Raw genomic sequence first — 18,362 nt, 5'->3', positions numbered from 1 at the left:
AGTGAGGACACAGCCATGAGAAACAATAAATAATGGAGAAACCATGTTTCCTCATAAGATCTTTTTGACATGTGGTTGACAATTCACTAGGTCACTCTCTATAATTAGTAAGACTGTCTTTAACAGCAATTCCTCAGGGAGGTGTCTATAATGAAAAGAACTTATCAACCAAATAAACGTAAACATAGTAAAGTTCACGGTTTCCGCGCTCGCATGAGCACTAAAAACGGACGTAAAGTGCTAGCTGCACGTCGTCTTAAAGGAAGAAAAGTATTATCAGCATAGGCCACTGAAAAATATCAGTGGTCTTTTTTACATGGCCCAATCCGCTTATGGTTGGGCCATGTTTTTCAAAACAGCTGTTTAAATAGATATTGTTAAAGAAATAATGATGGAAAAGCTCTCAGAAGGCTGAAGAATTCAGGCAAGGATCCGGAGTGAGGATATGAAAAAGAAAAACCGCATCAAAAAAAACGAAGACTTCCAAAAAGTATTCAAGCATGGAAAGTCGATGGCAAATAGACAATTTGTGATCTACATGCTGAATCAGCCTGAAGAAAAAGAATTCCGTTTAGGTTTATCAGTCAGTAAAAAGATAGGAAATGCCGTGACAAGAAACAGAATTAAGCGTCTCGTCCGCCAAGTTTTTCTTGAAGAAAAGGACAGCTTAAAAACAGGCATTGATTATATAGTAATTGCCAGAAAGCCGGCATCCGAAATGGACTATCATGAAGTGAAAAGCAGTCTACTGCACCTTTTCAGAAAAACAAAAGTCCACAGAGCAAGACCGCAGCGTGAAAACTCCATAAAAAATACATAGAAAATGAAAAATGAAAGACGTTTTCGTTTTTGAAAGATGTTAAAATAAATGTTGAATAAAGTCGGCAGAACTTGCAGGTTTAGATATTTTGTTAGGAGGAATACCGGTTGAAAAGGAGAATATTGTTAGTGCTTGGCTTAGTGAGCATCATGATGCTTCTTACGGGATGTACAGAAGTGAACCAGCCAATCACAGAGGAAAGTCAGGGGTTCTGGAATCACTACATTGTGTATCCGTTGTCATGGCTGATCATCTATTTTGCAGAATTAATGGGTAATAGCTACGGACTGTCAATCGTTATTGTAACGCTGATCATTCGTTTTGCGATCTTGCCTTTAATGATTAAACAGATTAAAAACTCAAAAGCGATGCAGGAATTGCAGCCAGAAATGCAAAAGCTTCGTGAAAAATACAGTTCTAAAGATCAAAAAACACAGCAAAAACTCCAGCAGGAAACAATGGCTTTATTCCAGAAGAATAAAGTAAATCCTCTTGCAGGGTGTTTTCCATTATTAGTTCAAATGCCAATCCTGATCGGTTTTTATCATGCCATCATGAGAACAGAAGCAATCGCAGATCACAACTTCCTGTGGTTTGACCTTGGATCACGTGATCCATTATTCCTTCTGCCGATCATCGCTGGTATTACAACATTCATTCAACAAAAATTGACAATGGCAGGAACAGCAAATCAAAATCCGCAAATGGCTATGCTTTTATATATCATGCCAATTATGATCGTCGTCTTTGCTGTCAGCTTCCCAGCTGCACTATCCTTATATTGGGTAGTCGGAAATCTTTTCATGATCGTGCAGACAATGATCATCTACGGACCTGATATTAGAGCGAAAGCACTATTAAAATCGGGAGGAACGAAAAAGTGAGAGAAATAACTGCTACCGGACTTAGCGTCGAAGAAGCAGTACAATCCGCTTTAACACAACTGAATGCAAGTGATAAAGAAGTTGAAATTACCGTTCTTGATGAAGGGAAAAAGGGATTTTTAGGACTTTTCGGCGCAAAGCCTGCAATGGTAAAAGCCGTAAAACGCCCGAATCCTGCTGAAGAAGCACATCGTTTTCTGACAGAAGTGATCAAAAATATGAATGTCGATGCAAGAGTTGAAATGATTCAAGAAGGCAAAAATGTGACGTTTCAAATTGAAGGAGAAAAGGTAGCGCTCTTAATTGGAAAGCGCGGACAAACACTTAATTCCATGCAATATTTGACACAGCTCGCGGCAAATCGTCATTCTAATCACTACCTGCATATTACAGTTGATGCTGAAAACTACAGAACCCGCCGCAAAGAAACGCTGGTTCAGCTTGCTCAGAAGCTTGCACACCAGGCTGTTCGTACAAAACGAGAGGTTCCTTTAGAACCGATGCCTTCATATGAACGTAAGATTATCCATGCTGCGCTGGTTAACCAGCAGCATAAGATTAAAACATACTCGGTCGGAGAAGAGCCTAATCGTCATTTGGTGATTGCTCCGAAATAGTAACACGAACCCCGCTGATCTTTGATCAGCGGGATTTTTTTGTGCATTCTTTCGTGCTTAAGGGCTTAGAAACCTTCCAGTTGGAAATATTGTTATTAACATGTGGATAAGTTAAAATGATAATAAGAGAATTGTGCGGAATTTCAGTCTGTGGATAATTCGATATTTTTTTCTTTCCATTAAGAAATAACTATGATATCTTATAAATTTGACTGCGTAAATAATGGGAAATTTCTATATAGATTTATTTTGAAAGAAGCGGGGTGAAACGCATGGAATTCGATACAATTGCAGCAATATCCACACCGATGGGAGAAGGAGCCATTGCCATCGTAAGATTGAGCGGGGACGATGCAATCGGCATTGCGGACAGGCTGTATTCAGGTCCTTCAGGAAAGAAATTGACAGAGGTCAAAACGCACACGATTCATTACGGGCATATTGCAGATCCTGATACGGGCCAAATCGTAGAGGAAGTCATGGTGTCTGTTTTGAAAGGTCCTAAGACATTTACGAGAGAAGATATAGTAGAAATAAACTGCCACGGCGGGATTGTAACGGTAAACCGTGTCCTGCAGCTTGCATTAAACCATGGTGCCCGGCTTGCAGAGCCTGGAGAATTTACAAAGAGAGCGTTTTTAAATGGCCGGATTGATTTGTCTCAAGCTGAAGCTGTGATGGATTTAATACGGGCAAAAACAGATCGTGCAATGAATGTTGCTCTTGGACAGATGGAAGGCAGACTATCAAAGCTGATTCAGCGTCTGCGCCAGGAAATTCTTGAGACACTTGCCCATGTGGAAGTAAACATAGATTATCCTGAGTATGATGATGTAGAAGAAATGACGCACAGCATGCTGATTGAAAAAGCAACGCTCGTCAAAAATGAGATTGAAAAGCTGCTTCAAACCTCTCAGCAGGGCAAGATTTTAAGAGAGGGTCTTTCAACGGTTATCGTAGGCAGACCTAATGTTGGAAAATCTTCGCTGCTGAATAGTCTGATTCATGAAAATAAAGCGATTGTAACAGATATACCGGGAACGACAAGGGATGTTATTGAGGAATATGTAAACGTCCGAGGCGTGCCTCTTCGTCTGGTTGATACAGCCGGCATCAGGGAGACAGAGGACATTGTTGAGCGGATCGGTGTTGAGAAATCAAGACAGGTACTGAAAAAGGCCGACCTTATCCTGCTCGTTTTAAACTACAGTGAGGCTCTTTCAAAAGAGGATGAGCAGCTGTTTGAAGCTATCAGCGGCATGGACGTCATTGTGATCGTAAATAAAACAGACCTTCCTGGAAAAATAGATTTGGAACAGGTGAGAGAGCTTGCAAAAGGTTCACCTGTCGTTACGACTTCTCTCCTTGAAGAACAGGGAATTGACCAGCTTGAAGAATCCATCAGCTCGCTGTTTTTCGAAGGCAGCGTTGGCTCTTCGGATTTAACATATGTTTCAAACACAAGGCATATTGCTTTGCTTTCACAGGCAAAACGAACGATTGAAGATGCACTTGACGCGATTGATGCGGGAGTGCCGATTGATCTTGTACAAATCGATCTTACACGTACGTGGGAGCTGCTTGGCGAAATTATCGGAGATGCTGTCCATGAAAGCTTGATTGATCAGCTGTTTGCACAGTTCTGTTTGGGAAAATAGCTTAAAATATAAAGGAGGTTCATACCATGGGATATCATGCAGGTGATTATGATGTAGTTGTTGTCGGTACAGGCCATGCAGGGGTTGAGGCCGCCCTCGCTTCTGCGAGAATGGGCGCTAAAACACTTGCCTTGACAATAAATCTTGATATGGTTGCTTTTATGCCTTGTAATCCATCAGTAGGCGGACCGGCAAAAGGAATCGTTGTGCGTGAAATCGATGCTTTAGGCGGAGAAATGGCCAAAAATATCGATAAAACACATATTCAAATGAGAATGCTGAATACAGGCAAAGGACCGGCTGTACGTGCGCTGCGTGCTCAGGCGGATAAATTTACGTATCAGCATGAAATGAAAAAAACGATGGAAAATGAACGGAATCTTACAATGCTTCAGGGCATGGTCGACCGTCTTATCATTGAAGACGGAGAATGCCGAGGCGTTATTACTCAAACGGGTGCGGAATATCGTGCGAAAACAGTTGTTCTGACTACTGGAACATTTTTAAGAGGGAAAATTATTTTAGGTGAACTTCAATATTCAAGCGGACCTAATAATCAGCAGCCTTCTATTAAATTATCAGAGCATCTGCAGGAAATTGGCCTTGATATGGTCCGTTTTAAAACAGGAACACCGCCGCGTGTAAACAGTCATTCAATTGATTACAGCAAAACAGAGATTCAGCCAGGTGACGACGTTCCCCGCGCTTTTTCCTATGAAACGACAAAATATATTACCGATCAGCTTCCATGCTGGCTGACTTATACAAGTGAAGAAACGCATAAAATCATCGACGATAATCTTCATCGTTCGCCAATGTATTCAGGTATGATTAAAGGAACGGGACCGCGCTACTGTCCTTCAATTGAAGATAAGGTCGTCCGTTTTAATGATAAGCCCCGTCATCAGATTTTCCTTGAGCCAGAAGGCAGAAATACACAGGAAGTATATGTTCAGGGATTATCAACAAGTCTTCCGGAAGATGTACAGCGAAGAATTCTTGCATCCATACCCGGCCTTGAAAAAGTGGAAATGATGCGTGCAGGCTATGCGATTGAATATGATGCAATCGTACCTACTCAGCTATGGCCAACCCTCGAAACTAAAAAGGTTCCAGGTCTCTTTACTGCGGGACAAATCAATGGCACGTCGGGCTATGAAGAAGCAGCAGGACAAGGTTTAATGGCTGGAATTAATGCAGCGAGTAAAGCTCTTGGCAAAGAAGAAGTCATCTTGAGCCGCTCGGATGCTTATATCGGAGTATTAATAGACGATCTTGTCACAAAAGGCACAAATGAGCCGTATCGTTTATTAACGTCCAGAGCGGAATATCGCCTGCTTCTTCGTCATGACAATGCCGACTTGCGTTTAACGGATATTGGACGTAAGATTGGACTTATCAAAGAAGAACGCTACAGCGCATTTTTGCTTAAAAAAGAAGCAATTGAAGCAGAGAAAAAACGTCTGAACTCTGTCATCATCAAACCAAATGAGCAGACACAGGAATTAATCCGAAGTGCAGGCGGCAGTGAACTGAAAGACGGAATCCGTGCATCAGATCTTATTAAACGCCCTGAAATGAATTATGAGCATATTCATGCTCTAGCACCTGCTGATGAAAATATTTCCGGAGAAATAGCCGAACAGGTTGAAATTCAAATTAAATATGAAGGCTATATTGAAAAGTCCCTTCAGCAGGTTGAAAAGCTGAAGAAAATGGAAAATAAAAAAATCCCGGAAAATATTGATTACGATGCGATTTCAGGCATCGCTTCTGAAGCACGCCAGAAACTTAAGGAAGTCAGACCGCTTTCAATGGCGCAGGCATCCCGCATTTCAGGAGTAAATCCAGCAGATATATCCATCCTTCTCGTGTATATGGAGCAAGGAAGAATTGCTCGAGTTTCTAACGAATAAAGCAGATCAGAAAGGTTATGAGTATGGACATTTCTTTATTTAAATCCAGTCTTGAGGAAAAGGGAATCTCGCTTTCCGCTGAGCAGCTGAAGCAATTTGAGACTTACTACGAATTGCTTGTAGAGTGGAATGAGAAAATGAATTTAACTTCGATTACAGAGAAAAAAGAAGTTTATCTGAAACATTTTTATGATTCTATTTCTGCTGCTTTCTATTTTGATTTTACAAAACCGCTCTCCATTTGCGATGTAGGGGCAGGCGCAGGGTTTCCCAGCCTGCCGATTAAAATCTGCTTTCCGCATCTGAAAATTGCGATAGTGGATTCTCTTCAAAAGAGAATTACATTTTTAGATCATCTGACGAAATCACTGAACCTTTCCGACGTATCTCTTTACCATGACAGAGCAGAAACATTTGGGAAAAACAAAGCATTCAGAGAAACATATGACGTTGTAACGGCACGGGCTGTAGCGCGTTTATCTGTTTTGAGCGAGCTTTGCCTCCCGCTTGCTAAAACAGGTGGTCACTTCGTTGCAATGAAAGCTGCATCAGCTGAGGAAGAGATGATGAAAGCTGAAAAAGCAATCAGCACGCTTGGAGGAAAAGTGAAGGAAAAGTATGCCTTTGAGCTGCCTCTTGAGGAAAGTGAGCGCTCAATCATTATTATTCATAAACAAAAATCAACACCTGCAAAATATCCGCGTAAACCGGGTACGCCTAATAAACTTCCATTAGAATAGAAAAACATTAAGTGGAAAGTTCGTTTTGCATGCAGGAATATAGAGACTTGAAAGAGAATTAATATGATGGCAGTTTCTAAAGGTGGTGTAGGCTCATGAAGCATCCATTCTCTCGTTTTTTCGGTTTGGGAGAAAAAGAAGATACAGCAGAAAAAACAGCAGTAATCGAAACAGAAGAAATTGATGATTCAGTATTTGATGAGGTTAAAAAGATTTCCGTGGAGGAAATCGTGCCTAATCGCTTTCAGCCGCGTACAGTTTTTGCGGATGAAAAAATAGAAGAGTTATCGCTTACGATACGTACGCACGGGATTATTCAGCCGATTGTTGTACGTCAGGTTGATGGAAGATATGAAATTATTGCCGGGGAAAGACGGTTTAGAGCTGTCCAAAAACTCGGATGGGAAAAAATTCCAGCTATTGTGAAGGATTTCAATGACACAGAAACAGCTTCTGTAGCTTTAATTGAGAACCTTCAGCGAGAGGAGCTTTCAGCGATTGAAGAAGCTGTTGCCTACGCAAAGCTGCTGGAACTTCACGACTTGACTCAAGAGGCCCTTGCCCAGCGTCTGGGAAAAGGACAGTCCACCATTGCCAATAAACTCAGGCTGTTAAAGCTTCCTCAGGAAGTTCAGGATGCCTTGCTCCAAAAGAAAATTACAGAGAGACATGCAAGAGCACTTATTCCTTTGAAGAAACCAGATCCGCAAATTACACTGCTCTCTGAAATCATTGAAAAGCAGTTAAACGTCAAGCAAACAGAAGACCGCGTGGTCAAAATGCTTGAGAAAACAAGCCCAAAAGCTAAACCAAAACGCAAAGCATTCAGCCGGGATACCCGTATTGCGATGAATACCATCCGTCAATCTTTGACAATGGTTCAGGATACTGGCGTAAAAATAAATGCTGAAGAAGAAGAATTTGAAGAATACATTCAATTCACTATAAAAATACCAAAGTAGCTCTCTACCATTCCAGTAGAGAGTTTTTTCTTTGTCAACGAAATGATAAAAATCTGTCTGCCTGCGCTAACCAGGCGATTCCGCTTTTCTAACATGTAAGCGCATTTTTATAAATTGCAAAAAAGTTCAAACCATTGGCAAAGTTTCATGATAAAATAGAGAGCATGATAGAGTTCATGTTTAGTGAAAGCAGGTGACATTGTGGGGAAAATTATTGCCATTGCGAACCAGAAAGGCGGAGTCGGAAAAACGACAACTTCCGTTAATCTTGGTGCGTGCTTAGCATATATAGGAAAACGAGTTCTTCTCGTCGATGTTGACCCACAAGGAAATGCGACAAGCGGTATAGGAATTGAAAAAGCCGATGTAGAACATTGTGTTTATGATATTTTAGTTGATGATGTCGATGTAACAGAAGTCATTATGCCAACTGCTGTCGAAAATTTGGATGCAATTCCGGCTACCATCCAGCTTGCGGGTGCCGAAATTGAACTTGTGCCAACCATTTCTAGAGAAGTCCGTCTGAAACGTGCGCTTGAAAAAGTAAAACATAATTATGATTATATGATTATTGACTGTCCTCCGTCTTTAGGATTGCTGACAATCAATGCCTTAACAGCCTCAGATGCTGTGCTGATTCCTGTTCAATGCGAATATTATGCACTTGAAGGATTGAGTCAGCTGCTGAATACTGTGAGGTTGGTTCAAAAACATTTAAATACCGATTTAATGATAGAAGGCGTTCTTTTAACAATGCTTGATGCACGTACCAATTTAGGAATTCAGGTTATTGAAGAAGTCAAAAAATATTTTCGCGATAAAGTATACAAAACAATTATTCCCCGAAACGTCCGTTTAAGCGAAGCACCAAGTCATGGACAGCCGATTATTATTTATGACCCGCGCTCAAGGGGCGCTGACGTATACTTAGAATTGGCAAAGGAAGTGGTTGTTAATGGCTAAAGGGTTAGGTAAAGGAATCAATGCTTTGTTTACGAATATGGAAGTAAGCAAAGACGAAACGCTGCAGGAAATTAAAATCAAAGATCTGCGTCCAAATCCTTATCAGCCCCGCAAAACATTTTTGCCAGGAGCGATTGAAGAACTGAAAGAATCCATCCTTCAGCACGGGATTCTTCAGCCGATTATTGTCCGTAAAAGTATTAAAGGCTATGAGATTGTCGTTGGCGAGCGCCGTTTTCGCGCAGCAAAGGCAGCGGGCCTCCAGGTAGTGCCGGCCGTCATAAGAGAGCTCTCAGAGCAGCAGATGATGGAGCTTGCCCTTCTTGAAAATCTTCAGCGTGAAGATTTATCTCCAATCGAAGAAGCAGCAGCCTACCAGTCCCTGCTGGATCATTTGCATATTACGCAAGAAGAGCTTGCGAGGCGTCTGGGCAAAAGCAGACCGCATATTGCCAATCATCTAAGATTACTGTCCCTTCCTGAAGACATTCAAACACTTATTTCTGAAGGCAAGATCTCAATGGGCCATGGCAGAACATTGCTCGGATTGAAGAAAAAAGACAAGCTGAAGCCTTTAGCTGAAAAAATTATGAAAGAGCAGCTTAATGTCCGTCAAGTTGAGCTCCTCGTGCAGCAGTTAAATGAAAATGTTTCACGTGAAACGAAAAAGAAAGCTGGCAGTCAGGACATTTTCATTAGAGAAAGAGAATCTTACCTGCGTGAATATTTCGGGACTTCTGTTACGATTAAGCAGCAGAAGAAAAAAGGGAAAATCGAAATTGAATTTTTCTCAAAAGAGGATTTGGAAAGAATTTTAGAGTTGCTTGAAGCTGAGCAATCATCTTAAGCGGCCATCTGACAGCATAGATGGCTTCTTTTTATGTTTTAAAAAACGATAAAAATGTCCAGCTTCAGCATAGGCCCTACCTGCCGTCACAGGAGCGGCCTGCTGGAGCTGAATGCTAGCGCTTTTAAGTGGAAAGAGGGATTTAAGTGGTGTTATTAGGCAGTTTAGTAAATGCAGCTGGGATTATCATAGGCTCTCTTTTAGGTTTATTGCTTCGCAGAATACCGGAATCTATGAAACAAACAGTCATGACAGGCATAGGTCTTTTTGTGATGGTATTAGGCCTTGATATGGCACTGGAAAGTGAACAGCTGTTTATTGTGATTATCAGTCTCGTTTTTGGAGCTGTCATTGGAGAAGCGATTGATATTGAGAAGAAACTGCATCAAGTGGGTTATTGGCTTGAGAAAAAACTGAGCAAAAATCAGACCGGGGATTTTGCACAAGGCTTTGTGTCAGCTACCCTTATTTTTGTCATTGGAGCCATGGCAATTGTAGGTTCTCTCGATAGCGGGTTGAGACAGGATCATGATATTTTGTACACAAAGTCCATGATTGATGGCTTTACGAGCATGGTTCTTTCAAGCACGCTTGGCATCGGCGTTCTTCTTTCAGCGGTTCCTGTTTTTATTTATGAAGGCGCCATCGCATTGTTTGCGAATGTGATTCATCAGTATGTACCGGATTCTTTGCTTAAAGATCTCATTTCTGAGATTACGGCTGTTGGCGGGATCCTGATCTTTGCTATTGGAATCAATATGCTTGCCATAAAAGCAATCCGTGTAGCGAATCTGCTGCCGAGCCTGGCAGTTGTGACAGTCATTATTGTTTTCATGAATATTGTTTAGTTGATGTTCACATCCTTGGCATGTTTAAGCCAGGAGCTCTTCGTCTTTGTAGAGATTTTTTTAAGTTCGATCTGCTGATCAGCTAGAATAATGCTTTTTGCAATAATAGAAGCCATTGTCATAACAAGATGCAGTCTTGTATTCTGCAGAACAAAGAATTCCATAAACCCGCTGACGTTGACGATTCCATTAATATGAATGTCTCCCACTTCGGGAAGCACTTTGTTTACACCTGCGCCAGGCTTGATCGGACCCGCTCCAACCTGAAAACTCCCTACACTTTTTAGTCTTCCAAGGCATGCATCAATTGCCAGGATGAACGGGTTATCGAACGTTTGTTCTATTTTTTGGATGGTTTCTTCAAGGTTAACAGCATGCACAGGATGCTCGAGCGTTCCGTAAACATGAAAATGCTTAAGACCGGCATCAATAAGCTTAGTGCCTACTAATGGACCTAAACAATCACCGGTTGAGCGGTCTGTGCCAATACACAGGACTACGATTGGTTTCCGTACAGAAAGAAGGAGTTTCATTTCTGATGATAAATGTTCAGCCGCATGCTCATCTTCATAATAAATTCGGTCACGCTGCGGTTTTAAAAAGCCGGATTTAAAATTCATCATTTCACTCCTTCAATATAGTAGTAACAGTATACGGAAGAATATAGAAATCTATACATATTTAAGAGATAATAAGAGTTTTTGCTAAGCACTGTAAATTGCTTTGAAAAGTTGTTAAAATAAAACCTATCTTTATGATTGCAACGTGTATTTCTTTCTAAAAGAAAGGTTGATCTGATGTGGATTTTATAAATAAGCTTATCGATAAAATGGGTGCCTCTCTTCTTAACGAAGATTTATGGCTGGATTTCGGTCTAGGTCTGCTGAAGATTATTGGCATTATGATTCTTGCAACAATCCTGATTCGCGTTGGTAATGTCGTCATCGGGAAGATTTTCATGCTGAGAACAAAGTCGCCGCTCCGCATTTCAGAGCGCCGGGAAAATACCCTGGTCAAGCTGCTTGATAATGTACTGACATACCTCGTTTATTTTGTCGCCCTGCTGATGATTCTTGAGACGCTGAGTTTTGATGTGAAGGCTCTGCTCGCGGGAGCGGGAATTGTCGGGCTTGCTGTCGGATTCGGTGCACAAAATTTAGTCAGGGACATCATTACCGGATTCTTCATTATTTTTGAAGATCAGTTTTCAGTAGGCGACATGATCCGTGTCGGCCAATTTGAAGGAACGGTAGAAGAAATTGGACTTCGTACGACAAAAATCAAGAGCTGGACAGGGGAAATCAATATCCTTCCGAATGGAAATATTACGGAAGTGACGAATTTCTCGGTCAATAACAGCGTCGCTTTTGTAGATGTCAGTATCGCGTATGAGGGAGATATTCCGAAAGCGGAAAGAGTCATTGAAGATCTCTTGCTTGAGCTGCCGGATAAATATGAAGAAATGGTTGCACCGCCTGAATTGCTTGGCGTCCAAAACCTAGGTCCGTCTGAAGTTGTCTTGCGGGTAGTCAGTGAAGTCCTTCCTATGAAGCATTTTCATATATCCCGTGTGCTGAGAAAAGAAATTAAGATGAGGCTTGATGAGCATGGCATTGAAATTCCATTCCCTCGCATGGTTATGTACACAAGGCAGGATGAGGGTGCTAAACAAAAGGAAAGGATGAGTGAATAGTGGACAAGGAATTTGGCATAAATGACGTTGTCGAAATGAAAAAACCTCATCCATGCGGTGCGAATCGCTGGAAAATCATCAGAATGGGCATGGATATCCGCATAAAATGCGAAGGCTGCGCTCACAGCGTGATGATTCCGAGACGGGATTTCGCCCGGAAAATGAAAAAAAGATTGGTCAAGCATGAAGAATAAATGTTTTATGGATTAAAATTGGTTTATTTAGGGAGGAAACCTTGTTTTTCGGTTGGTTTCCCCCTTTTTTTAGTGGGTTAAAACAGATTTTAACCATTCACGACCTCCCCTCTTAAGCTTGTCATTTCATGCGTTACTATCTATAATTGTTGAAGATTGGTTAGAATTCGGATTAATCGATTATATATTGTTCATATAGAGGAGTGGAAATAACCATGGCTTTAACCGCTGGTATTGTTGGACTTCCGAACGTAGGAAAGTCAACCCTTTTTAACGCCATTACACAGGCTGGTGCAGAATCTGCCAACTACCCGTTCTGTACAATAGATCCTAACGTAGGGATTGTAGAAGTGCCGGATGAGCGTCTTCAAAAGCTTACAGATCTTGTGAAACCAAAGAAAACAGTTCCTACTGCATTCGAATTTACGGATATTGCAGGGATTGTTAAGGGTGCAAGTAAAGGAGAAGGACTTGGAAACAAGTTTCTTTCACATATTCGTCAAGTAGATGCGATTTGTCACGTTGTACGCTGTTTCGCAGATGACAACATTACTCACGTTTCAGGAAAAGTAGATCCGATTGATGACGTTGAGACGATCAATCTTGAGTTGATTTTAGCGGATTTGGAGTCTGTAGACAAGCGTATTGAGCGTGTGGGCAAGCTTGCTAAGCAAAAAGACAAAGAGGCTGTTTATGAGCACGAGGTTCTGTTAATGCTGAAAGATGCATTTGAAAACGACAAACCTGCCCGTTCAGTGGAATTCACGGATGAACAGATGAAAATTGTCAAGCACCTTCATTTGCTTACAAGCAAACCTGTTTTGTATGTAGCTAATGTATCTGAAGATGAAGTGGCTGATGCTTCTAATAATGAATATGTAAAAGCAGTTCGCGAATTTGCTGCAAATGAAAAAGCAGAAGTGATTGTTGTATGTGCGAAGATAGAGTCTGAAATTGCTGAACTTGACGGAGAGGAAAAAGAAATGTTCCTTGAAGAGCTTGGCATTGAAGAATCAGGTCTTGATCAGCTTATTAAAGCTTCATACAATCTTCTTGGTCTTGCGACATATTTCACAGCGGGTGTACAGGAAGTCCGCGCGTGGACATTTAAAAAAGGAATGAAGGCTCCGCAATGTGCCGGCGTTATTCACTCTGACTTCGAACGCGGCTTTATCCGCGCGGAAACAGTTTCCTATGAAGATCTGCTGAATGCAGGAACGATGGGAGCTGCACGAGAAGCAGGAAAAGTGCGATTAGAAGGAAAAGAGTACATTGTAAAAGATGGCGACGTCATTCATTTCCGTTTTAATGTTTAATTCGGTTGCTTAAAGTCGTTTTGTTTGCTATAATTTAAACTTGTGAGTAATTGAATTGTTTAATTGCTCCTTGCCCGTTTAGGGCCGTTTAGACCAAAAGGAGGTGTAAGAGATGAATAAATACGAAATCATGTATATCATCCGTCCAAACATTGAAGATGAGGCTAAAAAAGCTCTTGTTGAGCGTTTCAACACGATCTTAGCTGACAATGGTGCGGAAGTTGAAGAAACAAAAGAGTGGGGCAAACGTCGCCTTGCTTATGAAATCAACGATTTGCGTGACGGTTACTACATGCTTCTTCAAGTAGCATCAAAGCCGGAAGCTGTTCAAGAATTTGACCGCTTAGCGAAAATCAGCGAAGACATCATGCGTCACATGGTAACTAGAAAAGAAGTGTAATTCATATAGATTAGATATCTTTAAAAAAGGATGATTCTGATGATGAATCGGGTTGTTTTAGTCGGCAGACTAACAAAAGATCCAGAACTGCGCTACACACCAGCTGGAGCAGCAGTTGCTACTTTTACATTAGCTGTAAACCGCGCCTTCACAAACCAGCAGGGTGAAAGAGAAGCGGACTTCATTAACTGCGTCGTATGGCGCCGTCCGGCTGAAAATGTTGCAAATTTCCTTAAAAAAGGAAGTTTGGCAGGAGTAGATGGACGTCTTCAATCGCGCAGCTATGAAGACCAGACTGGCAAACGTGTTTATGTAACCGAAGTGGTTGCAGAAAGCGTACAGTTTCTTGAACCTAAAAGCGGCAGTGGAAACAGCGGCGGCGGTGGCGGAAACAACAATTATTATGGCGGCGGCCAGGGTGGACAAGGCGGCCAAGGCGGTCAGCAAAATCCATTCAGTCAAAACCAAAATCAAAATCAGAATCAGCGTAATCAAGGCCGTTCGAACTTTGATGACGATCCATTCGCTAATGATGGAAAGCCGATTGATATCTCTGATGATGACTTACCGTTTTAAAACATATAGTACGAGCATCTCATAATGGAAGGAGGAAATAACTATGGCAGGCGGACGCAAAGGTGGACGTGCAAAACGTCGTAAAGTGTGCTACTTCACTGCACACGGAATCACTCACATCGATTACAAAGATGTAGATTTGCTTAAAAAATTCGTTTCTGAGCGTGGTAAAATCTTACCTCGTCGTGTAACAGGAACAAGCGCTAAATACCAACGTAAATTAACGATTGCTATTAAACGCTCTCGTCAAATGGCTTTACTTCCATACGTATCTGGCGAATAATAAGATGAAAAAGGCAGTGAGGATTCCTTGCTGCTTTTTTATTATTTTGAGATCTATTTGCGGATTAAAGGATAAGTGTTCTGATCCATTTGATTTGTCACACACGGTTCATTTAAAATAAGCTTGGAAGTATAAAAGAGGTGAAACTGTGAAAAGGGTTAACGTACTGACAGAAGGTGCGATATTACTTGCGCTCTTTACTGTATTAACATTGATGACACTTTATCTGCCGCTGTTCGGGGCATTTTTAATGGTCTTTTTGCCATTGCCGTTTATCCTTTATACGGTGAGACATGGGATCAAAGCTGCTTTGACTTTAATGGCCGCTTCGATCTTTATTACGTTGATAGTTGGTTCTTTGTTTGCTTTGCCATTAACTTTAACATATGCCCTGAGCGGAATCGTAATGGGTTACTTTTATCAGAAAAGGCAAACAGCCGGCGCTTTGATCGGGGGCACAATTGCATTTCTTATCAGCTTTGTCGTCATGTATGCAGCCTCTGCGGCATTTTTTCAAATCGATCCAATTGAAGAAGCAACAGGCGGCATGAATGAAACGATTGAAATGGCAAAATCAATGATGGCTGCAATTGGTCAAGAAGCAAATGAAGCAGCGATTAATCAATTAGAAGAGCAAATGAAGTACATAGGCTACTTAATTCCAAGTTTGCTTGTAAGTGTTTCCTTTATCTTTGCTTTACTTTCTCATGCTGTGACGGTTCCCGTCCTAAAAAGACTGAAAATCCAGCTGATGCCGCTGAAGCCATTCCGAGAGTGGAAACTGCCTTCAAGCATTGTCTGGTATTACTTGATTGTCAGTTTCTTATTATTTTTAAATCTGGATACAGGAAGCTTTCTTTATATTGCTGCTGTAAACTTGCTGTTTGTTCTGCAGGTGCTGTTGGTTGTACAGGGCTTCTCTTTTATTTTCTTTTACAGTCATGTGAAAAAATATTCGAAAGCTATACCAGTTACAGCGGTCATTCTTTCTTTGATTCTGCCGATCCTGATGTATCTTGTGCGAATCTTAGGTATAATTGATTTAGCTTTTAATTTAAGGGGTCGCGTGAAGAAATAGCACAATTGCGCATAAACTAGATTCATACAGTGCGCAGCAGGAGTAAGCCGTAATCTTTCGTATGTTTCACTGTTGTTTGAGGAGCTGAAACAAAAATGCCCAGTTTTTATGAAAAACCGTTTATCAGGTATCCCCTATTTGCCTTAATCGGACTGACCGCGATTGCCATCATCATTGTCTTTTATTATCAATGGATGCTCGGCGTTGCCGGCGTCTTTCTATTAGGCGGGATCTTATTTCTTTTGAAAATTGCCGATAAAAAGCTTAAGAGCGCGATGGAAACCTACATTTCTACTCTCTCTTACCGTTTAAAACGGGTTGGAGAAGAAGCTTTAATGGAAATGCCAATCGGAATTATGCTATTTAACGAACATTACCATATTGAATGGACAAATCCGTTTCTGACTTCCTGCTTTCATGAAGACACATTGGTCGGCAGGTCGATGTATGATGTAGCCGAGTCACTGGTACCCCTTGTGAAGCAGGAGGTTGATACGGAAACCATTACTCTCCACGAACGGAAGTTTAAAGTCATCATCAAGCGCGAGGAAAGACTGCTGTATTTCTTTGATGTAACCGAGCAGACAGAAATTGAAAAGCAGTATGAGGATGAGCGCACAGTGCTTGCCCTTATTTTTCTGGATAATTATGATGAAGTCACTCAAGGCCTGGATGATCAGACTAAAAGCACCATTAACAGTCAAGTAACCTCATTGCTGAATAAATGGGCAACAGACAATGGCATCTTCCTGAAAAGAACGTCATCAGAGCGGTTCATGGCCATTCTTAATGAAAATATTTTAATAAAGCTTGAAAAAGGAAAGTTTTCGATTCTTGACGAAGTAAGAGAACAGACGACAGTTCAAAATATATCCCTCACATTGAGCATCGGTATAGGCTCCGGTGTGCCGTCTCTTACTGAGCTTGGGGATTTGGCTCAATCAAGTCTTGATCTCGCACTGGGACGCGGCGGAGATCAGGTTGCCATTAAGCAGACGAACGGAAAAGTGAAGTTCTATGGCGGCAAGACGAATCCGATGGAAAAAAGAACGAGAGTGCGTGCAAGGGTTATCTCGCATGCGCTGACTGAAATCATTTCAGAAAGCGACAAAGTCATCATTATGGGACATAAATACCCTGATATGGATTCAATAGGCTCAGCCATCGGCATCCTGAAAGTAGCTCAGGTCAATGAAAAAGAAGGTTTTATTGTTCTTGATCAAAATGAGATTGATACAGGCGTGCAGCGGCTGATTCAGGAAGTAAGGCAGCATTCAGATTTGTGGTCCCGTTTTATTACAAGAGAGGAAGCTCTGGAAATCTCAACAGATGACACCGTTCTGATTGTTGTGGACACCCATAAACCTTCGCTTGTCATCGATGAAAAGCTGCTGAATAAAGTCGACAATGTTGTTGTGATTGATCATCACCGCCGGGGTGAGGAGTTCATAAAGGATCCTTTGCTCGTTTATATGGAGCCTTATGCCTCTTCAACAGCAGAGCTTGTGACAGAACTCCTGGAATATCAGACAAAACGTTTGAAAATGAACATGATTGAAGCGACATCCTTGCTCGCGGGGATTATAGTGGATACAAAAAGCTTTACTCTCAGAACGGGTTCCCGTACATTTGATGCAGCCTCTTATTTAAGATCTAAAGGCGCTGACACGATTCTCGTGCAAAAATTCATGAGAGAAGATATTGATCACTATGTAAAGCGGTCAAAGATCATTCAAAATACCAATATGCTTAAAGATGGCATCGCCATTGCAAAATCAGATGCTGATTCAGAGGACTATTTTGATCAGGTCATCATTGCTCAAACAGCAGATACGCTCTTGGCAATGAGCGGTGTGGTGGCGTCATTCGTTCTTGCAAGAAGAAATGAGCACACAATCGGCATTAGTGCCCGTTCCCTTGGGGATATCAATGTGCAGCTGATCATGGAAGCCTTAGACGGCGGAGGTCACCTCACAAATGCCGCTACACAGCTTGAGCATATATCGCTGCTTGAAGCGGAAGATAGATTAAAACATGCGATTGAAGAGTATTTAGAAGGAGGAACTAAGTCGTGAAAGTTATTTTCTTAAAAGATGTAAAAGGTAAAGGAAAAAAAGGGGAAGTCAAAAATGTAGCTGACGGCTACGCACATAACTTTTTAATTAAGCAAGGACTTGCGATTGAGGCCAATCAGGCAGAAATCAGCAAGCTTCAAGGCCAAAAGAATAAAGAAGAAAAAGAAGCTGCAGCAGAGCTTGCAAAATCTGTGGAGCTAAAAGAAACGCTAGAAAGCTTAACGGTTGAGCTTAAGGCGAAATCAGGCGAGGGCGGCCGCTTATTCGGATCCATTACAAGCAAGCAAATTGCTGATGAGCTCCTGAAATCCCATGGCCATAAAGTGGATAAACGTAAAATTGACCTTCCAGATGCGATCCGTGCTCTAGGTTATACAAATGTGCCGGTAAAACTGCATCCGGAAGTAACAGCCACTGTTAAGGTGCATGTAACAGAACAAAAATAATCATATGTAAAATGTGATGTGTGAATGGATGCTGCTTCTTTTCGCA

The 18,362-nt window shown here is 41.5% G+C and carries 21 protein-coding genes; 20 read left to right on the top strand and 1 reads right to left on the bottom strand.

Annotated elements, in window-relative coordinates; all coding sequences use genetic code 11:
- The first annotated feature begins 150 nt into the window (after positions 1-150).
- The 11 genes from rpmH to E2R53_RS17600 all read left to right on the top strand — a co-directional run bounded on the left by rpmH (position 151) and on the right by E2R53_RS17600 (position 10,255).
- On the top strand, positions 151-285 hold the full coding sequence (rpmH, locus tag E2R53_RS17650; protein WP_070878917.1) for a 50S ribosomal protein L34: 135 nt from the start codon (positions 151-153) through the stop codon (positions 283-285).
- Positions 286-445: 160 nt separating this feature from the next.
- Entirely contained in the window at positions 446-820 is a 375-nt protein-coding gene (gene rnpA / locus E2R53_RS17645; RefSeq protein WP_070878916.1) for a ribonuclease P protein component, read from the top strand.
- A gap of 107 nt (positions 821-927) precedes the next feature.
- On the top strand, positions 928-1,704 hold the full coding sequence (gene spoIIIJ, locus E2R53_RS17640) for a YidC family membrane integrase SpoIIIJ (RefSeq protein ID WP_070878915.1): 777 nt from the start codon (positions 928-930) through the stop codon (positions 1,702-1,704).
- Positions 1,701-2,321 carry an RNA-binding cell elongation regulator Jag/EloR gene (gene jag, locus E2R53_RS17635; RefSeq protein WP_133313033.1) on the top strand — a complete coding sequence of 207 codons (621 nt, stop codon included), beginning with the start codon at positions 1,701-1,703 and terminating at the stop codon, positions 2,319-2,321. Before spoIIIJ ends, jag begins: the two co-directional genes overlap by 4 nt.
- A 272-nt stretch (positions 2,322-2,593) precedes the next feature.
- On the top strand, positions 2,594-3,979 hold the full coding sequence (gene mnmE / locus E2R53_RS17630) for a tRNA uridine-5-carboxymethylaminomethyl(34) synthesis GTPase MnmE (RefSeq protein ID WP_133313031.1): 1,386 nt from the start codon (positions 2,594-2,596) through the stop codon (positions 3,977-3,979).
- A gap of 26 nt (positions 3,980-4,005) precedes the next feature.
- The gene (mnmG, locus tag E2R53_RS17625; protein WP_133313029.1) at positions 4,006-5,895 is read left to right on the top strand and encodes a tRNA uridine-5-carboxymethylaminomethyl(34) synthesis enzyme MnmG; all 1,890 of its coding nucleotides are present in this window, start codon (positions 4,006-4,008) and stop codon (positions 5,893-5,895) included.
- Positions 5,896-5,918: 23 nt separating this feature from the next.
- On the top strand, positions 5,919-6,635 hold the full coding sequence (gene rsmG, locus E2R53_RS17620) for a 16S rRNA (guanine(527)-N(7))-methyltransferase RsmG (protein WP_133313113.1): 717 nt from the start codon (positions 5,919-5,921) through the stop codon (positions 6,633-6,635).
- A gap of 95 nt (positions 6,636-6,730) precedes the next feature.
- Positions 6,731-7,597 carry a nucleoid occlusion protein gene (noc, locus tag E2R53_RS17615; protein WP_133313027.1) on the top strand — a complete coding sequence of 289 codons (867 nt, stop codon included), beginning with the start codon at positions 6,731-6,733 and terminating at the stop codon, positions 7,595-7,597.
- A 201-nt stretch (positions 7,598-7,798) separates the two neighbouring features.
- Positions 7,799-8,560: a ParA family protein gene (locus E2R53_RS17610; protein ID WP_133313025.1), complete on the top strand. Its 762-nt coding sequence runs from the start codon at positions 7,799-7,801 to the stop codon at positions 8,558-8,560.
- Entirely contained in the window at positions 8,553-9,407 is an 855-nt protein-coding gene (locus tag E2R53_RS17605; RefSeq protein ID WP_133313023.1) for a ParB/RepB/Spo0J family partition protein, read from the top strand. The genes E2R53_RS17610 and E2R53_RS17605 overlap by 8 nt, the downstream gene beginning before the upstream one ends.
- A gap of 146 nt (positions 9,408-9,553) precedes the next feature.
- Complete coding sequence (locus E2R53_RS17600) at positions 9,554-10,255, top strand: DUF554 domain-containing protein (RefSeq protein ID WP_133313021.1); 702 nt, start codon at positions 9,554-9,556, stop codon at positions 10,253-10,255.
- Here E2R53_RS17600 and yyaC read toward each other — a convergent pair.
- Positions 10,252-10,875, bottom strand: coding sequence for a spore protease YyaC (gene yyaC / locus E2R53_RS17595; protein WP_133313112.1), 624 nt, complete (start codon positions 10,873-10,875; stop codon positions 10,252-10,254). The two genes, E2R53_RS17600 and yyaC, sit on opposite strands and share 4 nt — an antisense overlap.
- Before the next feature lie 179 nt (positions 10,876-11,054).
- Between yyaC and E2R53_RS17590 the strand changes: the two genes are divergently transcribed.
- The 9 genes from E2R53_RS17590 to rplI all read left to right on the top strand — a co-directional run bounded on the left by E2R53_RS17590 (position 11,055) and on the right by rplI (position 18,316).
- Positions 11,055-11,948 carry a mechanosensitive ion channel family protein gene (locus E2R53_RS17590; protein ID WP_435796796.1) on the top strand — a complete coding sequence of 298 codons (894 nt, stop codon included), beginning with the start codon at positions 11,055-11,057 and terminating at the stop codon, positions 11,946-11,948.
- Entirely contained in the window at positions 11,945-12,142 is a 198-nt protein-coding gene (locus E2R53_RS17585; protein WP_070878905.1) for a DUF951 domain-containing protein, read from the top strand. Before E2R53_RS17590 ends, E2R53_RS17585 begins: the two co-directional genes overlap by 4 nt.
- Before the next feature lie 215 nt (positions 12,143-12,357).
- Positions 12,358-13,458 (top strand): redox-regulated ATPase YchF, encoded by a 1,101-nt coding sequence (gene ychF, locus E2R53_RS17580; RefSeq protein WP_133313020.1) that lies wholly within the window; start codon positions 12,358-12,360, stop codon positions 13,456-13,458.
- Positions 13,459-13,570: 112 nt separating this feature from the next.
- Positions 13,571-13,858, top strand: a complete 288-nt coding sequence (gene rpsF, locus E2R53_RS17575) for a 30S ribosomal protein S6 (protein WP_070878903.1) — start codon at positions 13,571-13,573, stop codon at positions 13,856-13,858.
- Between the two features lie 39 nt (positions 13,859-13,897).
- Positions 13,898-14,434 carry a single-stranded DNA-binding protein gene (gene ssb, locus E2R53_RS17570; protein ID WP_133313019.1) on the top strand — a complete coding sequence of 179 codons (537 nt, stop codon included), beginning with the start codon at positions 13,898-13,900 and terminating at the stop codon, positions 14,432-14,434.
- A gap of 43 nt (positions 14,435-14,477) precedes the next feature.
- Positions 14,478-14,717 (top strand): 30S ribosomal protein S18, encoded by a 240-nt coding sequence (gene rpsR / locus E2R53_RS17565; RefSeq protein WP_029282950.1) that lies wholly within the window; start codon positions 14,478-14,480, stop codon positions 14,715-14,717.
- Between the two features lie 148 nt (positions 14,718-14,865).
- A complete protein-coding gene (locus E2R53_RS17560) occupies positions 14,866-15,795 on the top strand; it encodes a YybS family protein (protein ID WP_133313017.1) in 930 nt (309 codons plus the stop codon).
- Between the two features lie 95 nt (positions 15,796-15,890).
- Positions 15,891-17,870: a DHH family phosphoesterase gene (locus E2R53_RS17555; RefSeq protein WP_133313015.1), complete on the top strand. Its 1,980-nt coding sequence runs from the start codon at positions 15,891-15,893 to the stop codon at positions 17,868-17,870.
- Positions 17,867-18,316: a 50S ribosomal protein L9 gene (gene rplI, locus E2R53_RS17550; RefSeq protein WP_133313013.1), complete on the top strand. Its 450-nt coding sequence runs from the start codon at positions 17,867-17,869 to the stop codon at positions 18,314-18,316. Before E2R53_RS17555 ends, rplI begins: the two co-directional genes overlap by 4 nt.
- Positions 18,317-18,362 lie beyond the last annotated feature (46 nt).

It is taken from the genome of Peribacillus frigoritolerans (genome assembly GCF_004358755.1).
Lineage (GTDB): Bacteria > Bacillota > Bacilli > Bacillales > Bacillaceae > Bacillus_P.
The sequence above is the reverse complement of the archived record's forward strand: the minus strand, read 5'-3'. Positions and strand labels throughout refer to the sequence as shown.

Bases quoted from the DNA above. Each gene is read 5' to 3' on its own strand.
- rpmH (WP_070878917.1), top strand. From the start codon at position 151: ATGAAAAGAACTTATCAACCAAATAAACGTAAACATAGTAAAGTTCAC.
- rnpA (WP_070878916.1), top strand. From the start codon at position 446: ATGAAAAAGAAAAACCGCATCAAAAAAAACGAAGACTTCCAAAAAGTA.
- mnmE (WP_133313031.1), top strand. From the start codon at position 2,594: ATGGAATTCGATACAATTGCAGCAATATCCACACCGATGGGAGAAGGA.
- mnmG (WP_133313029.1), top strand. From the start codon at position 4,006: ATGGGATATCATGCAGGTGATTATGATGTAGTTGTTGTCGGTACAGGC.
- rsmG (WP_133313113.1), top strand. From the start codon at position 5,919: ATGGACATTTCTTTATTTAAATCCAGTCTTGAGGAAAAGGGAATCTCG.
- noc (WP_133313027.1), top strand. From the start codon at position 6,731: ATGAAGCATCCATTCTCTCGTTTTTTCGGTTTGGGAGAAAAAGAAGAT.
- E2R53_RS17605 (WP_133313023.1), top strand. From the start codon at position 8,553: ATGGCTAAAGGGTTAGGTAAAGGAATCAATGCTTTGTTTACGAATATG.
- yyaC (WP_133313112.1), bottom strand. From the start codon at position 10,875: ATGAATTTTAAATCCGGCTTTTTAAAACCGCAGCGTGACCGAATTTAT.
- ychF (WP_133313020.1), top strand. From the start codon at position 12,358: ATGGCTTTAACCGCTGGTATTGTTGGACTTCCGAACGTAGGAAAGTCA.
- rpsF (WP_070878903.1), top strand. From the start codon at position 13,571: ATGAATAAATACGAAATCATGTATATCATCCGTCCAAACATTGAAGAT.
- ssb (WP_133313019.1), top strand. From the start codon at position 13,898: ATGATGAATCGGGTTGTTTTAGTCGGCAGACTAACAAAAGATCCAGAA.
- rpsR (WP_029282950.1), top strand. From the start codon at position 14,478: ATGGCAGGCGGACGCAAAGGTGGACGTGCAAAACGTCGTAAAGTGTGC.
- E2R53_RS17555 (WP_133313015.1), top strand. From the start codon at position 15,891: ATGCCCAGTTTTTATGAAAAACCGTTTATCAGGTATCCCCTATTTGCC.